The sequence below is a fragment of the Coprococcus comes ATCC 27758 genome (assembly GCF_025149785.1).
In the GTDB taxonomy this organism is placed as follows: domain Bacteria; phylum Bacillota; class Clostridia; order Lachnospirales; family Lachnospiraceae; genus Allocoprococcus; species Allocoprococcus comes.
In genome coordinates this window covers 501,916-523,933 of the sequence record NZ_CP102277.1, presented here as the reverse complement: position 1 = coordinate 523,933, position 22,018 = coordinate 501,916, and the positions used below count along the sequence as shown (strand labels likewise).

The window sequence follows — 22,018 nt, the reverse complement described above, 5'->3', positions numbered from 1 at the left end:
TTAATCGATATACTGTTTTCTTGCCTTCCGGATTTCGGTTCCGCATTCTGCTGCCTGCACAGTAAATGCCATTGCAAAATCCTGAAGTTTTACTTTATTTTCTTCCAACTGTTCTTCTCCACAGCTGTTGCTTCCAAGTCCTGACTGGCGATAATCCAGATGGATAATCACATCATCCGCTTTTTCAATTTCAAATGGATGCTGTGCTTTTTCCAGACTTTCATCGGTATAATTAGCAAGGTTCAGACCAAGCTTCTCCTCCATCTTGCATAACAGACCATCTTTTCCATCTCCAATACGGAACCATTTCACCTGTTCATGATGTCCGTTTTCCTGTGGGAATACATAATCTGTCATCATTCCGTCAACTGTATTTTCGTAAATTCCCATAATAGATGCAGCCTTACTGTCTACATAACTCTCACCAGGTCCCATACCATACCACATCGTCTTCTGAAAGTTTTTATTTCCTTTCATAATGACTCCGATACGTGGTAAGAACGCTGGTTCCAGTTTTCCTCTCTGAACAGCTTTTCCCTGAATTTCCACCTTCATCTGTCCACAAGAATAAACCGTATAAGTGTAATCACATTCAAATCCCCAGGACTGGTTATAGCAACTGAAGAATGTTCCGATCCGGACGATCACCTTATCGTCTTCTTTCAGACAGCTGACATATTCTGTCTCTTCTACCGGTTTCTGAATAAAATATTTATTCATCCAGTCCTCTTTCTTGTACATGTCGTTATCGATTGTTGCACGGTATACATTCATTCTCGGTCCTTCAGTCAGATACTCTTTTCCATCTTTTCCAAAAGAAATCAATTTTCCAAATACAGTACTGAATTTTGCTGTCACACGGCTGTTTTCTACAGTAAGCCCCCCTTGTTCTTCTGTTACCTGAAGCTTATCAGCTGTTTCTCTTACCGAAAATCCATCTTTTCGAATCTGCATCGGAATCTGGACTTTCTTGATTTCATACCCTGCTGGTGCATAGTTTCTTTCTTCTTTCTGACATACAGTCAGATTCAGATAATAGTCTGTATTTTCCTGTAATTCAAATGCTGTAATTGGTAGGGCAATGATCTTGCCTTCATGCGGAGCAACCGAAAGTCCTTCAACGGTTCCGTCCTGTATCATCTGATCTTCCGCTTTTACTTCCCAATAAAGTGTTGTCGTATCCAGATTCAGGAAATCATAATAATTCCGGATCTGAATCTTGTTCATGCTTCCTTCAACAGCTGTAATTTCTACTGGTGCAATGATCTGTTTGTATTCTTCCATTCCCGGAGACGGTGTTCTGTCCGGCATCAGAATCCCATCGATGCAGAAGTTCCCGTTTGTTGGAAAATCTCCATAATTTCCACCATATTTATAATATTTCTTATCCTTTTCTTCAGTGTAAATTCCATGATCATACCACTCCCAGAGAAATCCACCCTGAAGACGTTTGTACTTGCGATACATATCCTGGTATGCTTTTAATCCTCCAGGACCATTTCCCATCGCATGTCCATATTCACACATTACGTGTGGCTTATCCCCTTTGATCTGATATTCTGCAATCTCTTTGAGACCTTTCAGTCTGGTATACATCGTAGAATATACGTCTGTCACTTCTGCCTCAAAATCTCCCTCGTAATGAACCAGTCTGGTATCATCCAACTCACGGATTGCTTCTGCTGCACTACGGAAATTGCATCCGAATGCGGATTCATTTCCCATAGACCACATAATAATCGATGGATGATTTCTATCTCTCTTTACCATACGGACACTACGATCTACGTAAGCATCTTTCCAGGTCTCATCATCTGTGATCCATGTGTAATTTTCTACCCATTCAAATCCATGGCATTCCAGGTCTGCTTCATCGATCACATAAAGTCCATATTCGTCACACAGATCATAAAAATATTCATTTGCCGGATAATGCGAGCAACGAACAGCATTGATATTGTACTGTTTCATCAGACGAATATCTGATTCCATCTGCTCTCTTGTCACTCTTCTTCCTTCTCTTGGATTATAATCATGATGATTGACTCCGTTCAGAAGGATTACCTGATTATTGACACGGAAGTTCTTATCTTTGATCTCGATTTTGCGGAATCCACATCTGACTGTTACTTCCTGGTTTTCTGTCATTACTGTAAATTCATATAACTCAGGTGTCTCGGCTGTCCATGTATGAACTTCCGGGATCTCAGCCTCAATACATATATCTTTTCCTTCCGAAACAAGCTCACCTTCAAGAACAGTCTTTCCTTTATAAGAAAGCTTCCAGCCAAGATTTGTACCAGCCTGTTTCATTGTAATTCCAGCTGTAAAAAAACCATTTTTGTAGCTGTCATCCAATGTCCCATTTACACGAAGATCCAGAACTGCATTCTTTTCCTCATTGATCAGTTCTACATCCCTGTAGATTCCTGATAACCACCACATATCCTGATCTTCCAGATAAGTACCGTCTGACCACTTGTATACACGAACGGTAATGTCATTTTCACCTGTTTTTACAAACCCGGTAATGTCAAATTCTGAAGGCAGTCTGCTGACTTTTCCAAATCCAACATGGTTTCCATTTACCCATACATCAAATGCACTGTCAACACCATGGAATTTCAGAACCGTGTCTTTTTCCATCCACTGTTCATCTAATACAACTGTCTTTTTATAAATTCCAGTTGGATTTTCATCTGGTACATGCGGTGGGTTTACCGGAAATGGATATAACACATCTGTGTAATGCATCTTGTCATACCCTCTAAGCTGCCATACGGACGGAACATCAATCTTATCCCATCCTTCACATGCCCCCGACTGTTCAAATCCTTCCGGCGATAATTCCGGTGCATCAACATATTTAAAAGCCCATTCTCCATTTAAACTGATTTTCTTTTGCGAATCTTTATAAAAAGCCGTTCGTGCTTCTCTTCTCCCAATTCCGGTAATCCGATGGTCTTCCCATCTTTTTACTTTTTTTCTTGCCATAATTTTCTCCTCTCAAGTGGTATCCCATATAAGACAGCAACAGCGGTCAGACAGATACAGTCTGCCTGACCGCTCCATACGCCTGTCTATTTGATAGAACCACTGGTTCCTTCAACAATATATTTCTGCGCGATAATGAAAATAATGATCGGCGGAATAATCATAATAATCGTAATACAAAGCATCGGAATAATCTGTGTACTGTGAACTCCTTTAAATGAAGCAAGTCCAAGTGCCAATGTATATTTGCTTCTGTCCTGTAAGAAAATGAGTGGTCCAAGATAGTCATTCCATACAGTCAGCATATTAAGTACACCGACAAGAATCAATGAAGGTTTCATGATCGGCATGAAAATCTTCCAGTAAATCTGGAACTGATTTGCGCCGTCAATTCGTGCTGCTTCCTCAAAATCCTTCGGGATTCCCATAAGGAACTGTCTCATCAGGAATACATAATAGGCAGATCCGAACCATGCCGGCACGATCAGCGGCTTCAGTGTATTGATCCATCCGAATAAGTTGAATTCCATGTACTGCGGAATCATGGTAACATCCCATGGAATCATCATTGTTGAAAGCAGGATCATAAAGAGGATATTTTTTCCTTTAAAGTTAAATCTTGCAAATCCATAAGCAACCAGTGAACATGAAAGAACCTGTCCGACTGTTGTCAGAACTGTTACAAGAATTGAATTCCAAAGATATGTTCCAAACGGCTGTGATTTCCATGCATTAATAAAGTTCTCAAAATGCCATTCTGCCGGCAGAAGTTTCGGCGGATATGCAATTGCTTCTCCTTCTGTCTTAAATGCAGAAAACAGCATGTAAATAAACGGTGCAAGAAAGTAAATGGCTACCAGTCCGAGTAATATGTAAATTACAATTTTTGATTTTTTAGACATCTTCATTACTTTCTACCCCCTTTTTTCTTTTTTGTTTTCTTTGCTCCGCTGTTTTTAGCTTCTGTCTCATAGAATACCCATGCGGATGATGACTTGAATACCACGGCAGTCAGCAGCAGAATGATGATAAACATTACCCATGCGTTTGCACTGGCATATCCAAGTTTGTGATGTTTGAATGCGTTATTGTATGTATACAGTCCATAGAAGTAGGTAGATTTAAGCGGTCCGCCTCCGGTAAGAAGCATAACCAATGTTACCTGTTGGAAAGAACTGATAATTGACGTAATCAGGTTAAATAAAATTGTAGGTGTAATAATCGGAAGTGTAATACTGAAAAATTTTCTTGCAGGACCTGCTCCATCAATAGATGCAGCTTCGTATACATCAACCGGAATATTTTTGATATCTGTGTAGAAGATAAGCATCATCGTTCCAACACCAAACGCACTTGCAATTATAACTGCAAGGAGTGCCCATGCCGGATCAACCAGCCACTTCGGTCCTTTGATTCCCAGAAGAGATAACAGATAATTCAGTACGCCATAATCTCCGTTGAGGATCCATCCCCAGATGATAGAAACCGCTACACCTGAGATAACTGCCGGAATATAGAAAATTGTACGGAATACTTTTACTCCTTTAACCGGCTGTGTAATCAGCATTGCAAGGAACAATGCAATAATCATGTTAAGCGGTACGAAAATTGCCGCATATTTCAAACTGATTATAAGGGATTTCCAGAACTGTTTGTCCTTTGTAAACATATCAATATAGTTTCCAAGTCCCCTGAATGTTGGTGCTGTGGTAAGCGGCCAGTCAAAAAAGCTCATGATCAAAGACAGAATCAGGGGACCGATTGTAAATACAAGGAACCCGATAATCCACGGCATAATAAACAAATACGGTGTGGCCGTCTTCAGGAATTTTCTCTGCTTCATTTTTCTTCTCTCCTATTTATCGGCGCCGGAATCATAAATTGTTCCGGCGCCGGTTTGTTTGTATGCTATTACTGTGCGTCTGCTGCTTCTTTTAAAACATCTTTTACATCCATGTATGAGCTTGGATTGAAAATCTGTTCAAATGATAAGCTGAGGTTTTCTGAAATTTCTGACCAGTCTTCAATCAGGAAGCTTGCCGGAGTATGTCCATCACTCTGCTCAAGCATCTCATAGAATGGTGCATATTCTGGTTCATCCATAATACCTTCAGATTCTACAACACTGTTAAGTACCGGAAGTTCCATACCGATTCTTGCTTTGTTGCATTCTTCGCCTGTCCAGTATTTTACAAATTCCCATGCAGCATCTTTATTCTTGCTGTCCTTTGAAATAGAAAGTCCTGAAGAGCTCAGAATACTTACAGAGGTCTTTCCGTCAAAAGAAGGAATTTTTGCCACACCATAATTCATTCCATCCTCATTAAGCGAAGCAATTGACCATGATCCATATACATACATTGCTACTGTACCGGCACGGAATTCATCAGTTCCGTTCTTTTCTGTTGCAATTGCATATCCGTCTTTTTCCATATCCTGGAACATTTTAAATACTTCCTGAGATTCTTTTGAATCAATCTGACCTGCCATCTGTCCGTCTTCGTCACAATAAGCAGTTCCATTGCTCCACAGATACATTTCAAAATCATACGGATCTGGTTTCATCTGGAATGCAAAACCTTTCTGACCTGTCTTTTCTTCAATTGTCTTGGCAGCTGCCTGAAGATCCGACCATGTCCAGTCATCTGTAGGTTCTTCTACACCAGCCTGTACAAAAAGGTCTTTGTTATAGAAAAGTGAATGTGTTGTAAATCCCACTGGAATACCATATGTTGTTCCGTCTAATGAGTTGTAATTCCACAGTGTGCTGTAGAAATCATTCTTATAGTCATCGCCTTCTTTGTCGATATACTCATCCAGAGGTTCAAGACCATCTGCATATGCCGGGTAGTTCCACATATACATAACATCCGGTGTATCTCCAGATCCCATACCTGCACTGATCTTTGTATCAAAATCACTTCCGTATGCTTCCAGTGTTACTTCAATGTCATCATGTTCCTCATTAAATTTATCTACAAGTTTCTGCTGAGCATCTACATCATCAGCTACATCCCATGTTGCAAAACGTATTGCTGTCTTTCCGTCACTTGTCTTTCCATTATTACTGTCTTTCTTGTTTCCACAAGCAGTCAGCATCATTGTTCCTGTAAGTGCAAGTACGCACATTACTGCAATTTTCCTCTTCATAAATCATTTCCTCCTTTGATTCACTTATTTTATTTGGTAAAACCACTATACTATTTTACTGGTTAAATGTAAATACTTTTTACCCTATAAATATTTTTTCTCTATTTTACCTATTATTTACACCATATTTTTATATACTTTTCACAATTTTTATCTTGGTAAAATTATATTTTTATTTCAAATAAAGTTGTCTGTTTTTACTTGGTTGATTTTAACTCTTTATTTTTAGCTAAAAAATCATAACAAAACAATCTGTCATCACTCAATCTGTATACATAAAGAGACTATAGGACATTCTCCGTTCCATAGCCTCTTACTTTTTTACCTTATTAAAATTTTTTAACACTGTCACGTATATAAAGTTTAGTCGGGATTGAAACTTTTACACAAATCTCTCTTCCATGTATAATTCGCTCTTCCAGAAGTTTTACTGCATATTCTCCCATGAACTCCATGTACAATCTCACCGTAGTAAGTGGAGGAACCATGTATTTCGCAGTTGGGATATCATTAAAGCCAATAATACTGATATCATCCGGTATTTTAAGCCCAAGTTCATATGCAGCCCGATAACTTCCTGCTGCCATCGAATCATTCGCAACAAACAAGGCAGTCGGCAGATTCCCTTCCTCGTAAAACTCTTTCAGAAGTTTGTATCCATATTTTGCATAATAAGCACCAAACTTTGTATATTCCGGGTGATACAGTCCCCGTTTTTTCAAAGCGTTCTGAAAATGCTGTATTCTCGTATCCAGTACTTCATCCCCCTCCTTATCAACTTCTCGACAGCCGATCATCCCTATTTTCGTATGTCCACACCCTACCAGATAGGAAACAATCTCTTCTACTGCCCGTCTATAGTCTACCACAATTGAATCGAATCTCTTTGGGTTTGGATCTGCATCAATAAATATAACCGGGCATTCCCATATCTCTATTGCTTCTACCATTTTTTTTGTGAATGTACCGGTACAGATTACACCATCTAATCCGTTGATCATCTCCGGCGAATCATCCAGTTTCACAATCACCTTTGTATATCCTTCTTCTTCCAGTTTTTTTTCTATAGCAAGCCTGATACAAAGATAATAAGGATCCTGAAGTTCTTCTTCAGGAGAATAAGAATAAAATACACCTATCTTCAGTTTTCGCCTGCGTTTTTTCTGTGCGCGTACTTCGTATTCTAATTCCTCTGCAATTTCAAAAATTCTTTTTTTTGTCTCTTCCTGCGCATTCAAAGTTTCATCATGATTCAACACTCTGGATACTGTCGCTATGGAAACCCCCGCTTTTGCCGCAATGTCCTTAATCGTCGCCATGTCCTTCCCCCATTATTTCTCTTTCTTTTTATTTTCTTTCAATATTGCCTTAATGCATTTTCCCTTGATGACTTTCCTTTGCAATTTATTTAATTCATTATAGCACACATTTCGGAGAAATAAATAACTTTAGTAAAATTTAACTTTTTTACTGCTCTGTTTTTCAACTTTTACTTTTACCTAGAACTTTATACGTTGCAAAAAACCAGGCAGTTCACTTTTAAATGTGATTCTGCCCGGTTGTTTATTTCTTAGAATTCATCTGCTACTATTTATTTTCTATACGCAGCTTCATTCCATCTTAATTCATTTTTGAAATCTCTGATCTTTGTATCTTTATCGATATAAACAGCTTCGATTCCCATTTCTTCTGCCCAGTCACCCATCTGTTCCGGTGTCAGGTCATAAGAGAATGCTGTATGGTGAGCTCCACCTGCCAGGATCCAAGCTTCTGCACCTGTTCTGAGGTCTGGCTGTGGTGTCCAGAATGCAGTTGCAACCGGAAGCTTCGGCATCGGTTTTTCTGTTTTCTTGCAGTCTACACTGTTGATGATCAGGCGGAATCTGTCGCCAAGATCAACAAGTGATGTTGCGACAGCCGGTCCTTCTTTGGCTGTAAATACAAGACGTGTAGGATCTTCTCTGTCACCCATGCTAAGCGGCTGGCACTTGATGCTGATCGGTCCATCTGCGATTGTCGGGCAAACTTCCAGCATATGAGCTTCCAGGATACCTTCTTTTCCAGGTACAAGGTTGTATGTGTAGTCTTCCATGAAGGAAGTTCCCTTTGCATCTTTCTTGCCCTGTGTCATGATCTTCATTACACGAACCATAGCTGCTGTCTTCCAGTCACCTTCCGCACCGAAACCATATCCTTTTTCCATCAGTCTCTGCATTGCAAGTCCCGGAAGCTGCTGAAGTGATCCAAGATCTCCGAAGTGTGTAACAATTGCCTGATAATTGTTTGCTTCAAGGAATCTTTCAAATCCAAGTTCGATCTGAGCCTGAACTGCCACATGTTTTCTGAATTCAGCTTCATCTCTTCCTTCCAGAAGGATCTGATATTTGTCATAGTATTCTTCAACAAGTGCATTTACATCACCCTGTCCAACCTGAGCTACTGCGTCAGCAACTTCATTTACCGGGTAAGCATCAACTTCCCATCCGAATTTGATCTGAGCCTCTACTTTGTCACCTTCTGTTACGGCAACGTTTCTCATGTTGTCAGCTACACGCATAACACGTACATGACTGCTTTCGATGACACCAACTGCTGTACGCATCCAGTCACCGATTCTTTCCTGTGTTTCTTTGTCTTCCCAGTAACCCATGATGACTTTACGGTTCTTATGAAGGCGTGTGAAAATATGTCCGAATTCACGGTCACCATGAGCTGCCTGATTCTCATTCATGAAGTCCATATCGATGGTGTCGTATGGGATTTCACGGTTGAACTGTGTATGAAGGTGAAGTAATGGTTTTCTCAGTTCTTTTAATCCGAGAATCCATGATTTTGCCGGTGAGAATGTATGGCACCATGTAATAACACCTGCACAGTTTTCATCTGTATTTGCTTCGTTGAAAGTTCTTCTGATTACTTCATTCGTGATCAGGGTTGGTTTCCAGACTACTTCGTATGGAAGAATTCCTGATTCATTGAGGGCTTTTACGATGATCTGTGAATGTTCTGCTACGTGTGCGAGGCATTCATCTCCGTATAAATCCTGTGATCCTGTGCAAAACCAAAATTTGTAATCTTTCTGTACTAACATGTTTTTATTCTCCTTTTTGTTTAATTGATTTACTCTATCTTCCCAATACAAGTTCGGTCTTACTAAGCTCGCAGTCGCACATGCTCCCGCTCGCTAAGTGCGCCGAACAGGCAACGCACTAAATTCATGTGTCGCCTACGGCTCGCATTCATTAAGTGCTTTAGCCTTGTCCATAGTACGCGTCTTTACCGTGTTTTCTGTAGTAGTGTTTATCCTGTAATTCCTGTGGGGCAGGTTTTACGTCTGGATTGATCATTTCGCAGCGAGCTGCCATTTTAGCTACTTCTTCGAGTACGACTGCATTATGTACTGCATTGTGTGGATCGGTTCCCCAGGTGAATGGTCCGTGGTTCTTGCAGAGTACTGCAGGCATTGCCATGTATTCTGTACCTTTGAAATGTTCCACAATGAGAACTCCTGTATTCTTCTCATATGCTTCGTCGATTTCTTCTTTTGTCAGATTGCGGACACATGGGATCTCACCGTACATATAGTCGGCATGTGTGGTTCCGTAGCAAGGGATTCCTCTTCCTGCCTGTGCCCAACTGGTTGCCCATGGGGAATGTGTATGGACGATACCACCCATATCCGGAAACGCTTTGTAGAGTTCCAGATGTGTTGCCGTATCAGAAGACGGATTTAAGTTGCCTTCCACGCGGTTTCCTTCCAGGTCTACAACAACCATGTCATCTGCTGTCATTTTGTCATAATCCACACCGCTCGGTTTGATCACAACAAGCCCGCTTTCGCGGTCGATTCCGCTGACATTGCCCCAGGTAAATGTGACAAGTCCATACTTAGGCAGAAGCATATTGGCTTCATAAACCTCTTTTTTCAGTTCTTCTAACATTGCTTTAGCCTCCTACTGTGTTTATGTAAAATATTTCGGGTTCTATTTCATAGTCTCTGTTGCAGCTTTCATGATCGGAAGCGTCTTCTTGAAGCGTTCGATAAATGTATTGTATCCTTCTACATCCTTCGGATCCGGATCCATCTTTGTACCCTTCTGTCCTGCAAATACTTTTGCATCCAGATAATCATCCAGGGCTTCGTCTTCTGCCTTGTTGTTCATGTAAGATGCAAGAAGTGCGATTCCCCATGCTCCGCCTTCTCCGGCTGTCTCCATAACAGATACCGGTGTGTCAAGTGCTGCTGCCAGGATGCTCTGTCCAACGCCTTTTGTCTTAAAGAGTCCACCGTGTCCGAGAATCTCATCAACGGCTACCTTCTCTTCTTTCAGAAGAATGTCCATTCCGACTTTCAGGACTTCCAGAGATGCATATAAGTTTGCTCTCATGAAGTTTGCAAGATTGAATTTGCTGTCTGGCATACGAACAAATAACGGACGTCCTTCATCAAGTCCAACAACCGGTTCTCCTGCGAAGAAGTTATAAGACATCAGACCGCCACAGTCTGCATCACCTTCCAGAGCTTTGTTGTAAAGAGTTCCGAACAGATCGTTCATATCGACTTTCATACCGAATGCTTCTGCAAATTCTTTGAAAATATTTACCCATGCATTCAGATCTGAAGTACAGTTGTTGCAGTGAACCATTGCCACGGCATCTCCTGCAGGTGTTGTTACCATATCGATCTCTTCATGTACTTTCTCAAGTGCTTTTTCAAGAACAACCATTGCAAATACACTGGTTCCTGCTGATACATTACCGGTGCGGACTCTGACGCTATTCGTAGCTGCCATACCGGTTCCTGCATCACCTTCCGGAGGGCATACCGGAATGCCTGCCTGAAGCTTTCCTGTTGGGTCCAGAAGCTTTGCACCTTCTTCGGTAAGTGTTCCTGCCTTTTCACCTGCAACCAAGACTTTTGGAAGGATATCTTCTACTTTCCAAGGATATCCTTTCGGTGCAACCAGTTCATCGAACTTGGCAAGCATCTCTTTATTCCAGTTACGTGTTGTGCTGTCGATCGGGAACATTCCGGATGCGTCACCAACGCCAAGGACTTTCTCTCCTGTCAGTTTCCAGTGTACATAACCTGCAAGCGTTGTAATAAAATCAATATCCTTTACATGCTCTTCTTTGTTCAGAATTGCCTGATACAGATGCGCTCCGCTCCATCTCTGTGGCATATTGAAACGGAATAATTCTGTCAGTTCTTTTGCTGCCTGCTCTGTCATTGTATTTCTCCATGTACGGAACGGTACAAGCTGTTCTCCTGCTTTGTCAAATACCATATATCCATGCATCATGGCACTGAATCCAAGTGCTCCGACAGTAGTAAGCTCTACGTCATACTGCTTCTTCACATCTACAGCAAGATCTCTGTAGCAGTCCTGAAGACCTGTCCAGATATCCTCTAACGTGTAAGTCCAGACACCGTTGTCAAAACGGTTCTCCCATTCATGGCTTCCCGAAGCAATCGGTGCATTATCTTCTCCTACCAGAACTGCTTTGATTCGTGTGGAACCAAACTCGATTCCAAGGGAAGTCTTTCCCGCTTCGATCATACTTTTTACATCACTCATTTTTTCTTTACCTTTCCTTTCATAAAATATAATTGATTTGATAAATATTTCTATTTGATGATTTTTACAGAACTCCGGTTGATAATCTCCGGTTTCAGTTCCACACTGTCCGGCACTTCTTTCTCCTGCATAAGATCAAGGATCTCTTCTGCTGCCTTCTTCGCTAGCTCCCGGATCGGATTCTTCACAGAAGCAAGCGGTACTTCGCAATAATTTGCCAGATCAGAATCATCGATTCCAATGATCGACATCTTGTCCGGCACTTTGATCTTCTGTTCCAGACATGTCGCCGCAAGGTTGCTCGCAACCTCATCGTTGTAGCATACACATGCCGTACATCCCTGAATCCTTCTTAAAATCCAGCTGCTCTCCTCACGCATATTGCGATTGCGCACATCCTCGGTATCAATCCAGACAATCCGTTTATCTTCGATCCTGATATCTGCTTCCATTAAAGCTTCGATATAACCGGCATACCTTCTGTGTCCCTGCCCGTCATCTGCCTTGAAAATCGCTGCGATCTCACGGTGTCCGCACTGGATCAGATATTTCGTCGCCATCTTCCCTGCTATCTTATCATCAAGACTTACATGCGGCGCTTTCAGTTCCGGATAATAGCTGTTGATAAAGATCACCGGGATTCCCTGCTCCATGATCTGCCTGTACAGATTGAGATTTGGATTAGGAAGGCCACTCTTTGTCGGTTCCGCTATAATTCCATCCACTCTTTTCTTATCCAGAATGCTTTTCAATATAAAACGTTCTTTGTCTACAGAATTGTTGGTGATGGAAATCTGGATTCCATATCCGGCGCGTGACATCTTGTTCTCGATTTCCTGAATAATACCAGAAAAAATATATTCCTGAACAAAAGTTGTCATCACTGCGATCTGCATCGTTTTTTTTCGTCTGACCCCGATGATGCCACTTTCCTTTATATAAGTCCCACTTCCACGGCGTTTCTCGATCATACCTTCTTTTTCCAGAACAGCGATCGCATGTCTGACAGTCTGACGGCTTACCCCAAACCGGTCACAAAGCTGGTATTCCGACTCTATCCGCTCTCCCGGCTGCAGTTTTTCCGCTTCAATCTGTTCTCGAATCCATCTTACAATTCCTTCATATTTTGCTGATGTTTCTTTCACTTTTTTCTTCTTTTCCACCTGATTTACGTACAAATCCCCTGCTCTCCTTACCTCTAATATACCTTAAGAAACACCTGATTTTCAACCCGTAATATGTTACAAATTATCGTACAACTTTTGTATATTTTTGCTAAGTTGTATTTATCATATGTGTACAACTTGAATACATATTTGTTTTTCATCGAGGTCCTAACTTGTATTCTTCTTTTTGTATCTTTTGTGCACTTCTTCTAAAACATCAAATAATATGGTATTGTTTTTTGATGCCACCAAAACAAGTATAACAAGCTTTTTTCGATTCACGTACTACTGTAACCTCTTCCCTTCACCAAATGCAGAACCTTGTGCAGGCGCCAATCTGCACTTGGCTCACCATATACACAACAAGAGCAGATAAAAGCTTTTTCATTGCCTTTATCCGCTCTTGTTGTTTTTCATCCGCACTATTGATTTTCTTCGATCGCCATAATCATATCTACACGATCCTGGTGACGTCCCCCAAGGAACTCTGCACCAAGAAATGTATCAAGGATCATCTTTGCCATCTCGATTCCAATTACTCTTGCACCGAACGCAATCACATTTGCATTATTATGTTCTCTTGCCATCTTTGCCGTATATGGTTCAGAACACACCGCTGCGCGGACACCGTGAACCTTATTGGCTGCCATGGAAATTCCAAGACCGGTTCCACAGATTGCAACTCCGAGATCCACTTCTCCGTCTGCAACTGCTTTTCCAATCTTTTCCCCATATTTCGGATAAGGACAGCTCTCATAAGAATCAGTTCCGTAATTGACAACTTCATATCCTTTTTCCACAAGATACTCTACCACCTGCTTTTTCATATCCACTGCAGAATGGTCATTCGCAATCCCTATTTTCATATCTCATCTTCCTCCTTCCCCTTTATACTCAATACTTACAAAAAGAACACCGGATGTACGATATGAACATCCGGTGTTTAAATCCTACTTTTTTATTATAGGCAATTAAAAAGTTTCCGTCAATACCCGTCGTTTTCTCTTTTCGCCTGTAATGTTTCAAGTACTGTTCTTTCTTTAGTTTTTCTTCTTCAGGCTTGCAAATACAGACTGCAGAACGATGAAGAAGCAGAGGAGTGCGGAAAGTACGATTCGTACCCACCAGCTTGAAAGTGTTCCCTGTGTAGTGATCAGACTGGAAATCGTTCCTTTGATCAGTACACCGAACAGGGTTCCGAATGGAGTTCCGACACCACCACTAAGTAGTGTACCCCCGATAACGGCTGCTGAAATCGCATCCATCTCAAGACCTTTTGCCTGTTCTACGAATCCGGCACAGCTGTTCATACAGAAAAGGAATCCGCCGAGTCCTGCAAGAAAGCCGTCCAGAAGGTATGCAGCCATTTTTGTTCTCTTAACATTCAGTCCCATCATAAGTGCACTCTGTTCATTTCCACCGATCGCATATACAGAACGTCCGAATTTTGTATACTTCATAACGATTATGATTACGATCAGAACGATGATTGCAATGATAACTGTCGGATAAATATATGCCGGGAGGAATTTTCCCCTCTTACTGTAAGAACCAAACGGCATGTAAATTTTGTATTTAGCCCATGCCATGAAAGTTGCATTTTTGATAGAAATCATATCTGTACTGATGATTGATGTCATACCACGTCCAAAGAACATACCTGCCAGTGTAACAATGAATGGCTGGATCTCCAGATAAGATACCAGGAATCCCTGAACCAGACCAAAGAGAAGTCCGATCACCAGTGCCATAAGAAGTGCGGTATAAGCGCTTGCACCGTGATTTTCCATCTGGTTTGCAGCAACCATACATACAAGTGCTGTAACAGAACCAACTGAGATATCGATTCCAGCTGTGATCATAACGATCGTTTCGCCCATCGCGATAACCAGAAGACCTGCATTGGAAATGAACAGATTCAGGAACATCTGCGGTTTTGCAAAACCTTTGTCGTTAAATACGATCATACCTGCTGCGTACATTACAACAAACAGTAAAATTGTAATCATAAGGAGGAATGTCGTTCCGTTAATTTTCTTTTTTGTTCCGGATACTTTTGCTTTCATTAGTTAGCTCCTCCTTTCACTGCAGCCTTTGATGTTCTTTTTTCTTTCTGCACTGCAATAAATTTCTTGAATACCGGGCTCTGAAGGACAACGATGACTACAACAACGATTGCCTTATAGACCGGAAGCTGATCGGCTGATACATTCAATCCGTAAAGAACAGTTGTAAGTGCCTGGATTGTATAAGCTCCGATCACAGACCCCATCAGGCTGAACTTACCACCACCAAGGGCATTTCCACCAAGGGCAACTGCAAGGATGGCATCCATTTCAAGGTTCAGACCAATGTTGTTGGCATCTGCTGAGTAGATACGGCTGGAAGCCACAAATCCTGCAACACCTGCAAGTACACCACAGATCAGGTAAGTAAGGAACTTGATCATGGTTGAATTAAGTCCGACCAGTCTGGATGCGGTTCCGTTAATACCAACGCTCTCGATATAAAGTCCAAGAGCTGTCTTTTTCAAAATAACATATGCAATGATAACTACGATAATTGCAATTACAACTGGCATCGGAATCGGGAATTTTCCGACATAGCTTCCGAATACCTGATAAGATTTCACACGGATATATGTAATCTGTCCGTCTGTGATCAGCTGGGCGATACCACGTCCTGCTGTGTAAAGGATCAATGTCGCAACCATCGGCTGAATATTCAGCTTTGCAACCAGAAATCCGTTAAATGCACCGCAGATTCCTGAAGCAACCAGTGCTGCAAGGAATGCAACGATAATCGGTGCTGACAGAGAGTTTACAGATACTTCCCCACCGGAAAGGATCTGGCAGCATACGGCTCCTGCGACTGCCATAACAGCTCCGACACTGATGTCCTGTCCTCCGGAAGCTGCTGTAACAAGTGTCATACCAACTGACAAAATAACCAGCTCGGATGCACGGTTGATCACATCGACCGGATATCCGTATGGAACTCCATTCTTAAGAGACATGCTTAAGAAGCCCGGAATTGTAATTGTAGCTACGATAATGATTGCAAGCAGACACACCAGTGGCATGAAAAGCCTCATAGAGGTAAGCTTTTTCCATGTTGATTTATTTGTGCTCATTACTCTTCACCTCCTGCGATTGCTTTCATGATACCTTCCTGTGATAATTCATCACCGGAAATTTCTCCAACCTTCTTACCGTCTCGCATAACTGCCATACGTGAACAGGTACGGAGCATTTCTTCTACTTCTGAAGAAATAAATGCAACCGCCATTCCCTGATCTGCAAGATCAAGTACCAGTTTCTGGATCTCTGTCTTGGTTCCGATATCAATACCTCTTGTAGGTTCATCCAGGATCAGGAAATCCGGATTGGTAAGAAGCCATCTACCAATGATAACCTTCTGCTGGTTACCACCTGACAGACTCTTGATCGGAGTTTCACGGCTTGCTGTCTTAATCTGAAGCATCTTAATATATTTATCTGCTGCTTCATCCATTTCTTTTCTGCTCATTGGATGGAACATACCTTTTTTCGCCTGAAGTGCGATAATAATATTTTCACGGACAGACAGATCTGCGATGATACCATCTTTCTTTCTGTCTTCCGGAAGATATGCCATACCAAGCTTCATTGCATCGATCGGAGCATGAATCTTTACTTCTTTTCCGTTAACTTTCAGTTTACCGGAATCCGCTTTATCAGCTCCATAAATTGCACGGACAAGTTCCGAACGTCCGGATCCAAGAAGTCCTGTAAATCCGACAACCTCACCTTTGTTGATCGTCATATCAAACGGTTTGATCGTTCCTTTATGGCTAAGTCCTTCTGCCTCGATAACCGGGATGAATTCTTTGAGTTCTGCATGATCTCCCTTGATATCTGCAAGATCATCAAAGTCTTTACCCATCATCTTGGCAACAAGCATAACTCTTGGCAGATCTTTGACTTCGTATTCGCCAACCAGTTCCCCATTTCGTAAAACTGTGATTCTGTCACAGACCTCATATACCTGTTCCAGGAAGTGTGTTACGAAAATAATACCTACACCTTCATTTTTCAGTCTGTTCATCAGTTTGAACAGTTTTGCAACCTCATCATCGTCCAGAGATGAAGTTGGCTCATCAAGGATCAGAACCTTACATTTCATATCAACTGCACGTGCAATTGCGATCATCTGCTGTCTTGCCAGAGAAACCTCTTCCAGCTTCTGTGTAGCTGAAGCATCAATTTCAAGACTCTTAAGCAATTCTGTTGCACGTTTGTTCATTGTACGCCAGTCAATAAATCCTGCTTTTCTTGGTTCGCGTCCAATAAACAGATTTTCTGCCACCGTCAGGTTCGGACAAAGGTTAACTTCCTGATATACAGTACTGATACCATTGTTCTGTGCGTCCTGAGGTGATTTATTAATAATCGGACCGTCTTTTCCATCCAGACGGATCTCGCCATTTTCAAATTCATGTACACCGGTAAGAACCTTGATCAGTGTAGATTTACCTGCACCGTTCTCACCCATCAGAGCGTGAATTTCGCCCTTGCGAAGTGTAAAATCAACATGCTGCAATGCTTTTACACCGGGAAATGTCTTGGAAATATCCCGCATTGTAAGTACAACATTACCCTCCATACTCTTCCACCTGCTTTCCTTTTTTCAATAAAGAGGGCGTAGTATAAATATCCGGCACATTCCGATTATTATCTACCACGCCTCTCTATTCATCCACCCTTATGTGTCTGTCAAATTATATATCCGACTTTCCTAATGCATTTTAGTATGCACGTTTGTCAAGAATATCCTGTGTAAGTGGTGTTACATCAAAATCTTTTTCTTCGTCTAAACTGTTTGTAGCTTTTACAGATTTAACTGTGTCATCATGAGCAAAGATTTCTTCATCTACATAGTTCAGTTTATCAATGTCTTCGCCAGCTTCAAGTTTTTTGATAAGTTCTTCAGCACGTGGTCCGTGAAGTGGGTTACACTCTACATCGCATTCGATCTTTCCATCAAGAACATCCTGAAGTCCTGCATGTGTTGTATCGAAAGAAATTACCATGATTTCGCCGTTAGCGATATCAGATCCAACTGTCTTACCTGCTGCTTCGATTGCATCGATTGCTCCGAATGCTTCGTTATCGTTCTCGCAGTATACTACGTTGATGTTGTCATACTGTTTCAGCATAGACTCCATAACTTCCTGACCTTTAGCCTGTGTAAATTCACCTGTCTGCTGAGCTACAAGATCCCATCCGTATTTATCAACGCCTTCTTCAAGACCTTTTGTACGTCCGATCTGAGCTGTAGATCCGATTGTTCCCTGGATATCAGCGATATGGATATCAGATGCTGCGATTCCTTTTGCTTCTGCAAATCCGTTCAGCCATTCAGCTGCTTTACGACCTTCACAAAGAGCATCGGTTCCGATCCATGTTGTGTAAAGGCTGTCATCAGATACATCAACCATACGGTCAACGATGATTACCGGGATGTCTGCATCTTTTGCTTCCTGAAGAACTGTATCCCATCCTGTCTCTGTAACAGGTGCAAGAAGAATGTAATCAACCTCCTGCTGGATGAAGTTACGGATTGCTGTGATCTGGTTTTCCTGTTTCTGCTGAGCATCATCAAAGATCAGGTCATATCCGTTTTCTTTGCTGAATGTGTCTTTCATTGACTGAGAGTTTGCTGTACGCCAGTCAGATTCTGCACCTACCTGCGAGAAGCCTACTGTGATCACATCATCGGATGAGCTTGATGAATCACTGCTCTTGTCGCTGCTGTCAGATCCTTTGCTTCCACCGCATCCAACTGCTAAAGCTGCTGTCATCGCTGCACATAACAATACTGCTAACACTTTTCTTTTTTTCATTTTACATGTTCCTCCTTCATTGGGTTTTCTTAACCTCTTGATGTACTTATAATAATAAAATTTTCATACTTTTAAAACGGAAAATCTTCCTCTTTTGGTAGAATATTTTCTGCTTTTCTGTGAAAAAGTTAGTTTTTTTATGATAGAAGTTGAATATTTTTAGCTGCTATGATGATCGTCGCATTTGTGCCTTCATTTTCCTTGCTTTCAAAGAACACTCCGTATTCCTCCCCGTAATAATACTTGATTCTCTGGTTCACATTCGATACACCAAAGCCCTTCGCTTCATCTCCTGTATCCGTCCCTGCCATCTTTTTCCGGAGACTGTTCAGTTCTTCCTCTGTCATACCTTTTCCATTGTCAATGACCTGGAAAATGATTTTATCTCCCTGCTTTTTACCGGTAATCAGGATTTTACCTTTCCCCCGCTTATTCTTAATTCCATGATAAAGCGCATTTTCGACAAGAGGCTGCAGTGTAAGCTTCGGTATAATGTAGCCATAGATCTCCTCATCCATCTGGATCTCATAGTCCAGGATATCCTGATAGCGGAACTGCTGGATCTCCAGATAGCTCTCAATATGCGTCCGCTCTTCTTTCACTGTAATATAATCATGTCCTTTGCTTAAGGTTGTGCGGAAAAAATCAGAGAGCGAGGTTACCATTTTCACAACCTCTGCACTTTTATTTTCCTCAGCAAGCCAGACAATGGCATCAAGAGTATTGTAAAGGAAATGTGGATTGATCTGTTCCTGCAGAAGTCGGTTCTCAATAATTCTGAGATTTTCCTGTTTTTTCCGGATATCATCTACCAGAATCCCGATTTCCTCTGTCATATCGTTAAAGCTCCGCGTGAGCACCGCAATCTCGTCCCCTGCTTCGACCTGTGTTTTTACAGAGAAATCACCGCCGGCAACCTTCTCTGTCAGATCACACAGATCGCGGATCGGTCTTGTCACACTTCGTGCTGCTCGTCCACTGAGCAGCAGGGAAATACTCATCGCAACAATTGCTACTCCGACCGCCAAAATGGTCGAATTACGGTTATTCCGGTTCAGTTCCGTCTGTACAGTCACAAAATTGGAAGTTTCCAGATAGACATAGTCCTGGATTCCGGTCTGTACCAGTGTCGTCAGATCTTTGACATTACTGTTAAAATATTCCATTCTCTCATCATAAGAAGTCCGTTCTTTAATCTGTTTATCCAGATCCTGTACACAAAAACGGAGTGAAGACAGTGAATTTTTAATACGTCCCGCCTGTGACTGGGTGAGCGGAACCGTCGCATTTTGCGTCATCTTATCACACGCCTCTTCCATCTCCGTAATATAGTCGTATGGATTCACCGTCACTACTCCATTTACCGTTGTAACTCCATCTCCGACCTCCTTAAGCTGCTTATTACTTACCACAGCAAGATACACACTATAGTCCAGCCGACTTTTAAAGTCTTTCACATAACGGTTGGCATAGGCAATACTTTTTGTAATCTCAGAATAAGCTGATGCCGCATTATTTAAAGACGCGATCAAATAGGCGGCCAGAATTACCATTGGCAGAAATGCTGACAGCGAAATGGAAAGCAGTTTCTTATTGATCGACCAGTTCTTATATTTCACCTTCATATTTTATCCCCTTCCTCTTGAACGGAATTCCTTCGGCGAACATCCCTGTGTCTTTTTGAATATATAGCTGAAATAATGGGAATCTTTGTATCCCACCTCATATCCGATGTCCTCTTATCCGAACACATCAGAAGCTCTTTTGCTTTTTCCATACGAACACCCGTCAGATATTCTACAAAGGTTGAGCCAACCTCCTGACTAAACAAAGAGCTGAAATAGCTCGGACTGATGTTGACGCTCGAAGCCACCAGGTTCAGTGAAATATTCTCTGACATATAATTTTGTCCGATATAATCTCTCGCTTTTTCAATAATTTCTGAATAGCGTCTGCCCGATGCCTGCTCTCTTAACCGGATCATTCGTCTGACTATATTTTCCAGGTACTTCCTCGTTGCCTCCAGTTCCTGCACATACTGCGATACCTCCTGCACATCGCCAAGCTCTCTTTCAATATCTTCTTTTTCAATGTTCAAACTGTCTCCCAGACTTTGGACGCTGATAAAAGTATCCATTACAATATACTGTCTCAACATCATCGACTGCAGGTTCTGCTCACCAATTGCATCAAAATATGCATCCATAAAGCTTTTTACTTCATTTTCCGTTCCTGTCTTCAGGAAACGCTCCAGCATTTTCCGGTTCTCCGCCATGGTTCCGAGTCTGTGCATCTCAACGTCATTCTGAACCCCCATTTGATGAACCTCTGAATAACTCACAAACTGTCTCAAACTTCTTGAAAAACGCTCTGCAAAGGCTCTGTTTGCATCATTGTAGGATCTTTTAATCTCACTGAACCTCCCCACCTGACTTCCAATTCCTCCAAAATATTCCAGATTTTTATATTTTTCCAGAACTTTTTCCAGATCTTCCCTAAATGTCTGAGCTCTCGCAGTCAGTTCTTCACCAACAGCTCCCTGTGCAATAAATCCCCATCCTTCTACACCTCTCCGGAACCACAGGAGCTTTTCTGTCTGCTCACTCAGATTTTCTATATCTTCAGTTGCACTTACAATATCCTCGCTATAATCCATCGGATGATCAATCATAATGATCTTAAAGAGGATCACACAATATCCCTCTGCACTGATTTCAATTCCCAGCTGCTTTCCCTGCTCCAGACATTCTCCAAATGGCATACTTCCTGCAAACACCTGATTGAAAAACTGAAACTTTTCACTTTCTTTGTTTTCCTGCATTTCACGGGCATATTGATTCATCTGCTCTTTTTCACTTTGCTCTTTCCGGATTTCTTCTGCTACTTTGTTAACTGCATCCAACAATTTTTCTGAAGAAATTGGCTTCAGAAGGTAATCGGTTACACCAATCTTAATCGCCATCTTTGCATAATCAAACTCATTATATCCACTCAGAATCATGATTTTCGTAGCCGGAAGTACTTTTTTAACCTGCTCACTGAGTTCCAGTCCATCCATAAAAGGCATCTTAATATCCGTGATCAGGATGTCTGGTTTCTTTTCGAGAATCATCGGTAACGCAAGTTCTCCATCACTTGCCTCTCCGACAAAGTCATATCCATGCATTTCCCAATTAATACTGTTCTTGATCCCATTTCTGATAATAATTTCATCTTCAACCAAAAATACTTTTATCATTCTTCTT

Annotated in this window: 16 protein-coding genes; all 16 read right to left on the bottom strand. The window is 41.6% G+C overall.

The features are described 5' to 3' along the window. Window positions 1-2,994 carry a glycoside hydrolase family 2 TIM barrel-domain containing protein gene (locus NQ556_RS02790; RefSeq protein WP_008372613.1) on the bottom strand — a complete coding sequence of 998 codons (2,994 nt, stop codon included), beginning with the start codon at window positions 2,992-2,994 and terminating at the stop codon, window positions 1-3. Window positions 2,995-3,080: 86 nt separating this feature from the next. After that, complete coding sequence (locus NQ556_RS02785) at window positions 3,081-3,902, bottom strand: carbohydrate ABC transporter permease (protein ID WP_022220172.1); 822 nt, start codon at window positions 3,900-3,902, stop codon at window positions 3,081-3,083. Then, window positions 3,902-4,837, bottom strand: a complete 936-nt coding sequence (locus NQ556_RS02780; protein ID WP_117558543.1) for a carbohydrate ABC transporter permease — start codon at window positions 4,835-4,837, stop codon at window positions 3,902-3,904. Before NQ556_RS02780 ends, NQ556_RS02785 begins: the two co-directional genes overlap by 1 nt. 68 nt (window positions 4,838-4,905) lie before the next feature. Beyond that, a complete protein-coding gene (locus NQ556_RS02775) occupies window positions 4,906-6,144 on the bottom strand; it encodes an ABC transporter substrate-binding protein (RefSeq protein WP_204575782.1) in 1,239 nt (412 codons plus the stop codon). Window positions 6,145-6,473: 329 nt separating this feature from the next. Next, on the bottom strand, window positions 6,474-7,463 hold the full coding sequence (locus NQ556_RS02770; protein WP_008372602.1) for a LacI family DNA-binding transcriptional regulator: 990 nt from the start codon (window positions 7,461-7,463) through the stop codon (window positions 6,474-6,476). A 272-nt stretch (window positions 7,464-7,735) separates the two neighbouring features. Further along, on the bottom strand, window positions 7,736-9,235 hold the full coding sequence (gene araA / locus NQ556_RS02765; protein WP_022220176.1) for an L-arabinose isomerase: 1,500 nt from the start codon (window positions 9,233-9,235) through the stop codon (window positions 7,736-7,738). A gap of 160 nt (window positions 9,236-9,395) precedes the next feature. Then, window positions 9,396-10,085 (bottom strand): L-ribulose-5-phosphate 4-epimerase, encoded by a 690-nt coding sequence (araD, locus tag NQ556_RS02760; RefSeq protein WP_022220177.1) that lies wholly within the window; start codon window positions 10,083-10,085, stop codon window positions 9,396-9,398. Window positions 10,086-10,127: 42 nt separating this feature from the next. Next, window positions 10,128-11,723, bottom strand: a complete 1,596-nt coding sequence (locus NQ556_RS02755; protein WP_022220178.1) for a xylulokinase — start codon at window positions 11,721-11,723, stop codon at window positions 10,128-10,130. Window positions 11,724-11,773: 50 nt separating this feature from the next. Then, window positions 11,774-12,901 carry a GntR family transcriptional regulator gene (locus NQ556_RS02750; RefSeq protein WP_022220179.1) on the bottom strand — a complete coding sequence of 376 codons (1,128 nt, stop codon included), beginning with the start codon at window positions 12,899-12,901 and terminating at the stop codon, window positions 11,774-11,776. 410 nt (window positions 12,902-13,311) lie between these two features. Next, entirely contained in the window at window positions 13,312-13,755 is a 444-nt protein-coding gene (gene rpiB, locus NQ556_RS02745) for a ribose 5-phosphate isomerase B (protein ID WP_022220180.1), read from the bottom strand. Window positions 13,756-13,929: 174 nt separating this feature from the next. After that, entirely contained in the window at window positions 13,930-14,955 is a 1,026-nt protein-coding gene (locus NQ556_RS02740) for an ABC transporter permease subunit (protein WP_008372592.1), read from the bottom strand. Then, window positions 14,955-16,022 (bottom strand): ABC transporter permease, encoded by a 1,068-nt coding sequence (locus tag NQ556_RS02735; protein ID WP_008372590.1) that lies wholly within the window; start codon window positions 16,020-16,022, stop codon window positions 14,955-14,957. Before NQ556_RS02735 ends, NQ556_RS02740 begins: the two co-directional genes overlap by 1 nt. Continuing rightward, window positions 16,022-17,533 (bottom strand): sugar ABC transporter ATP-binding protein, encoded by a 1,512-nt coding sequence (locus NQ556_RS02730; RefSeq protein WP_008372588.1) that lies wholly within the window; start codon window positions 17,531-17,533, stop codon window positions 16,022-16,024. The genes NQ556_RS02735 and NQ556_RS02730 overlap by 1 nt, the downstream gene beginning before the upstream one ends. A 142-nt stretch (window positions 17,534-17,675) precedes the next feature. Next, entirely contained in the window at window positions 17,676-18,773 is a 1,098-nt protein-coding gene (locus NQ556_RS02725) for an ABC transporter substrate-binding protein (RefSeq protein WP_008372586.1), read from the bottom strand. A gap of 137 nt (window positions 18,774-18,910) precedes the next feature. Continuing rightward, window positions 18,911-20,398: a sensor histidine kinase gene (locus NQ556_RS02720; protein ID WP_022220181.1), complete on the bottom strand. Its 1,488-nt coding sequence runs from the start codon at window positions 20,396-20,398 to the stop codon at window positions 18,911-18,913. After that, window positions 20,395-22,011, bottom strand: a complete 1,617-nt coding sequence (locus NQ556_RS02710; protein WP_330614813.1) for a response regulator — start codon at window positions 22,009-22,011, stop codon at window positions 20,395-20,397. The genes NQ556_RS02720 and NQ556_RS02710 overlap by 4 nt, the downstream gene beginning before the upstream one ends. Between the last annotated feature and the right edge of the window lie 7 nt (window positions 22,012-22,018).

Coding starts and splice junctions, on each gene's coding strand:
- araD (WP_022220177.1), bottom strand. CDS start 10,085: ATGTTAGAAGAACTGAAAAAAGAGGTTTATGAAGCCAATATGCTTCTG.
- araA (WP_022220176.1), bottom strand. CDS start 9,235: ATGTTAGTACAGAAAGATTACAAATTTTGGTTTTGCACAGGATCACAG.
- NQ556_RS02790 (WP_008372613.1), bottom strand. CDS start 2,994: ATGGCAAGAAAAAAAGTAAAAAGATGGGAAGACCATCGGATTACCGGA.
- NQ556_RS02735 (WP_008372590.1), bottom strand. CDS start 16,022: ATGAGCACAAATAAATCAACATGGAAAAAGCTTACCTCTATGAGGCTT.
- rpiB (WP_022220180.1), bottom strand. CDS start 13,755: ATGAAAATAGGGATTGCGAATGACCATTCTGCAGTGGATATGAAAAAG.
- NQ556_RS02775 (WP_204575782.1), bottom strand. CDS start 6,144: ATGAAGAGGAAAATTGCAGTAATGTGCGTACTTGCACTTACAGGAACA.
- NQ556_RS02730 (WP_008372588.1), bottom strand. CDS start 17,533: ATGGAGGGTAATGTTGTACTTACAATGCGGGATATTTCCAAGACATTT.
- NQ556_RS02725 (WP_008372586.1), bottom strand. CDS start 18,773: ATGAAAAAAAGAAAAGTGTTAGCAGTATTGTTATGTGCAGCGATGACA.
- NQ556_RS02780 (WP_117558543.1), bottom strand. CDS start 4,837: ATGAAGCAGAGAAAATTCCTGAAGACGGCCACACCGTATTTGTTTATT.
- NQ556_RS02785 (WP_022220172.1), bottom strand. CDS start 3,902: ATGAAGATGTCTAAAAAATCAAAAATTGTAATTTACATATTACTCGGA.
- NQ556_RS02720 (WP_022220181.1), bottom strand. CDS start 20,398: ATGAAGGTGAAATATAAGAACTGGTCGATCAATAAGAAACTGCTTTCC.
- NQ556_RS02755 (WP_022220178.1), bottom strand. CDS start 11,723: ATGAGTGATGTAAAAAGTATGATCGAAGCGGGAAAGACTTCCCTTGGA.
- NQ556_RS02740 (WP_008372592.1), bottom strand. CDS start 14,955: ATGAAAGCAAAAGTATCCGGAACAAAAAAGAAAATTAACGGAACGACA.
- NQ556_RS02710 (WP_330614813.1), bottom strand. CDS start 22,011: ATGATAAAAGTATTTTTGGTTGAAGATGAAATTATTATCAGAAATGGG.
- NQ556_RS02770 (WP_008372602.1), bottom strand. CDS start 7,463: ATGGCGACGATTAAGGACATTGCGGCAAAAGCGGGGGTTTCCATAGCG.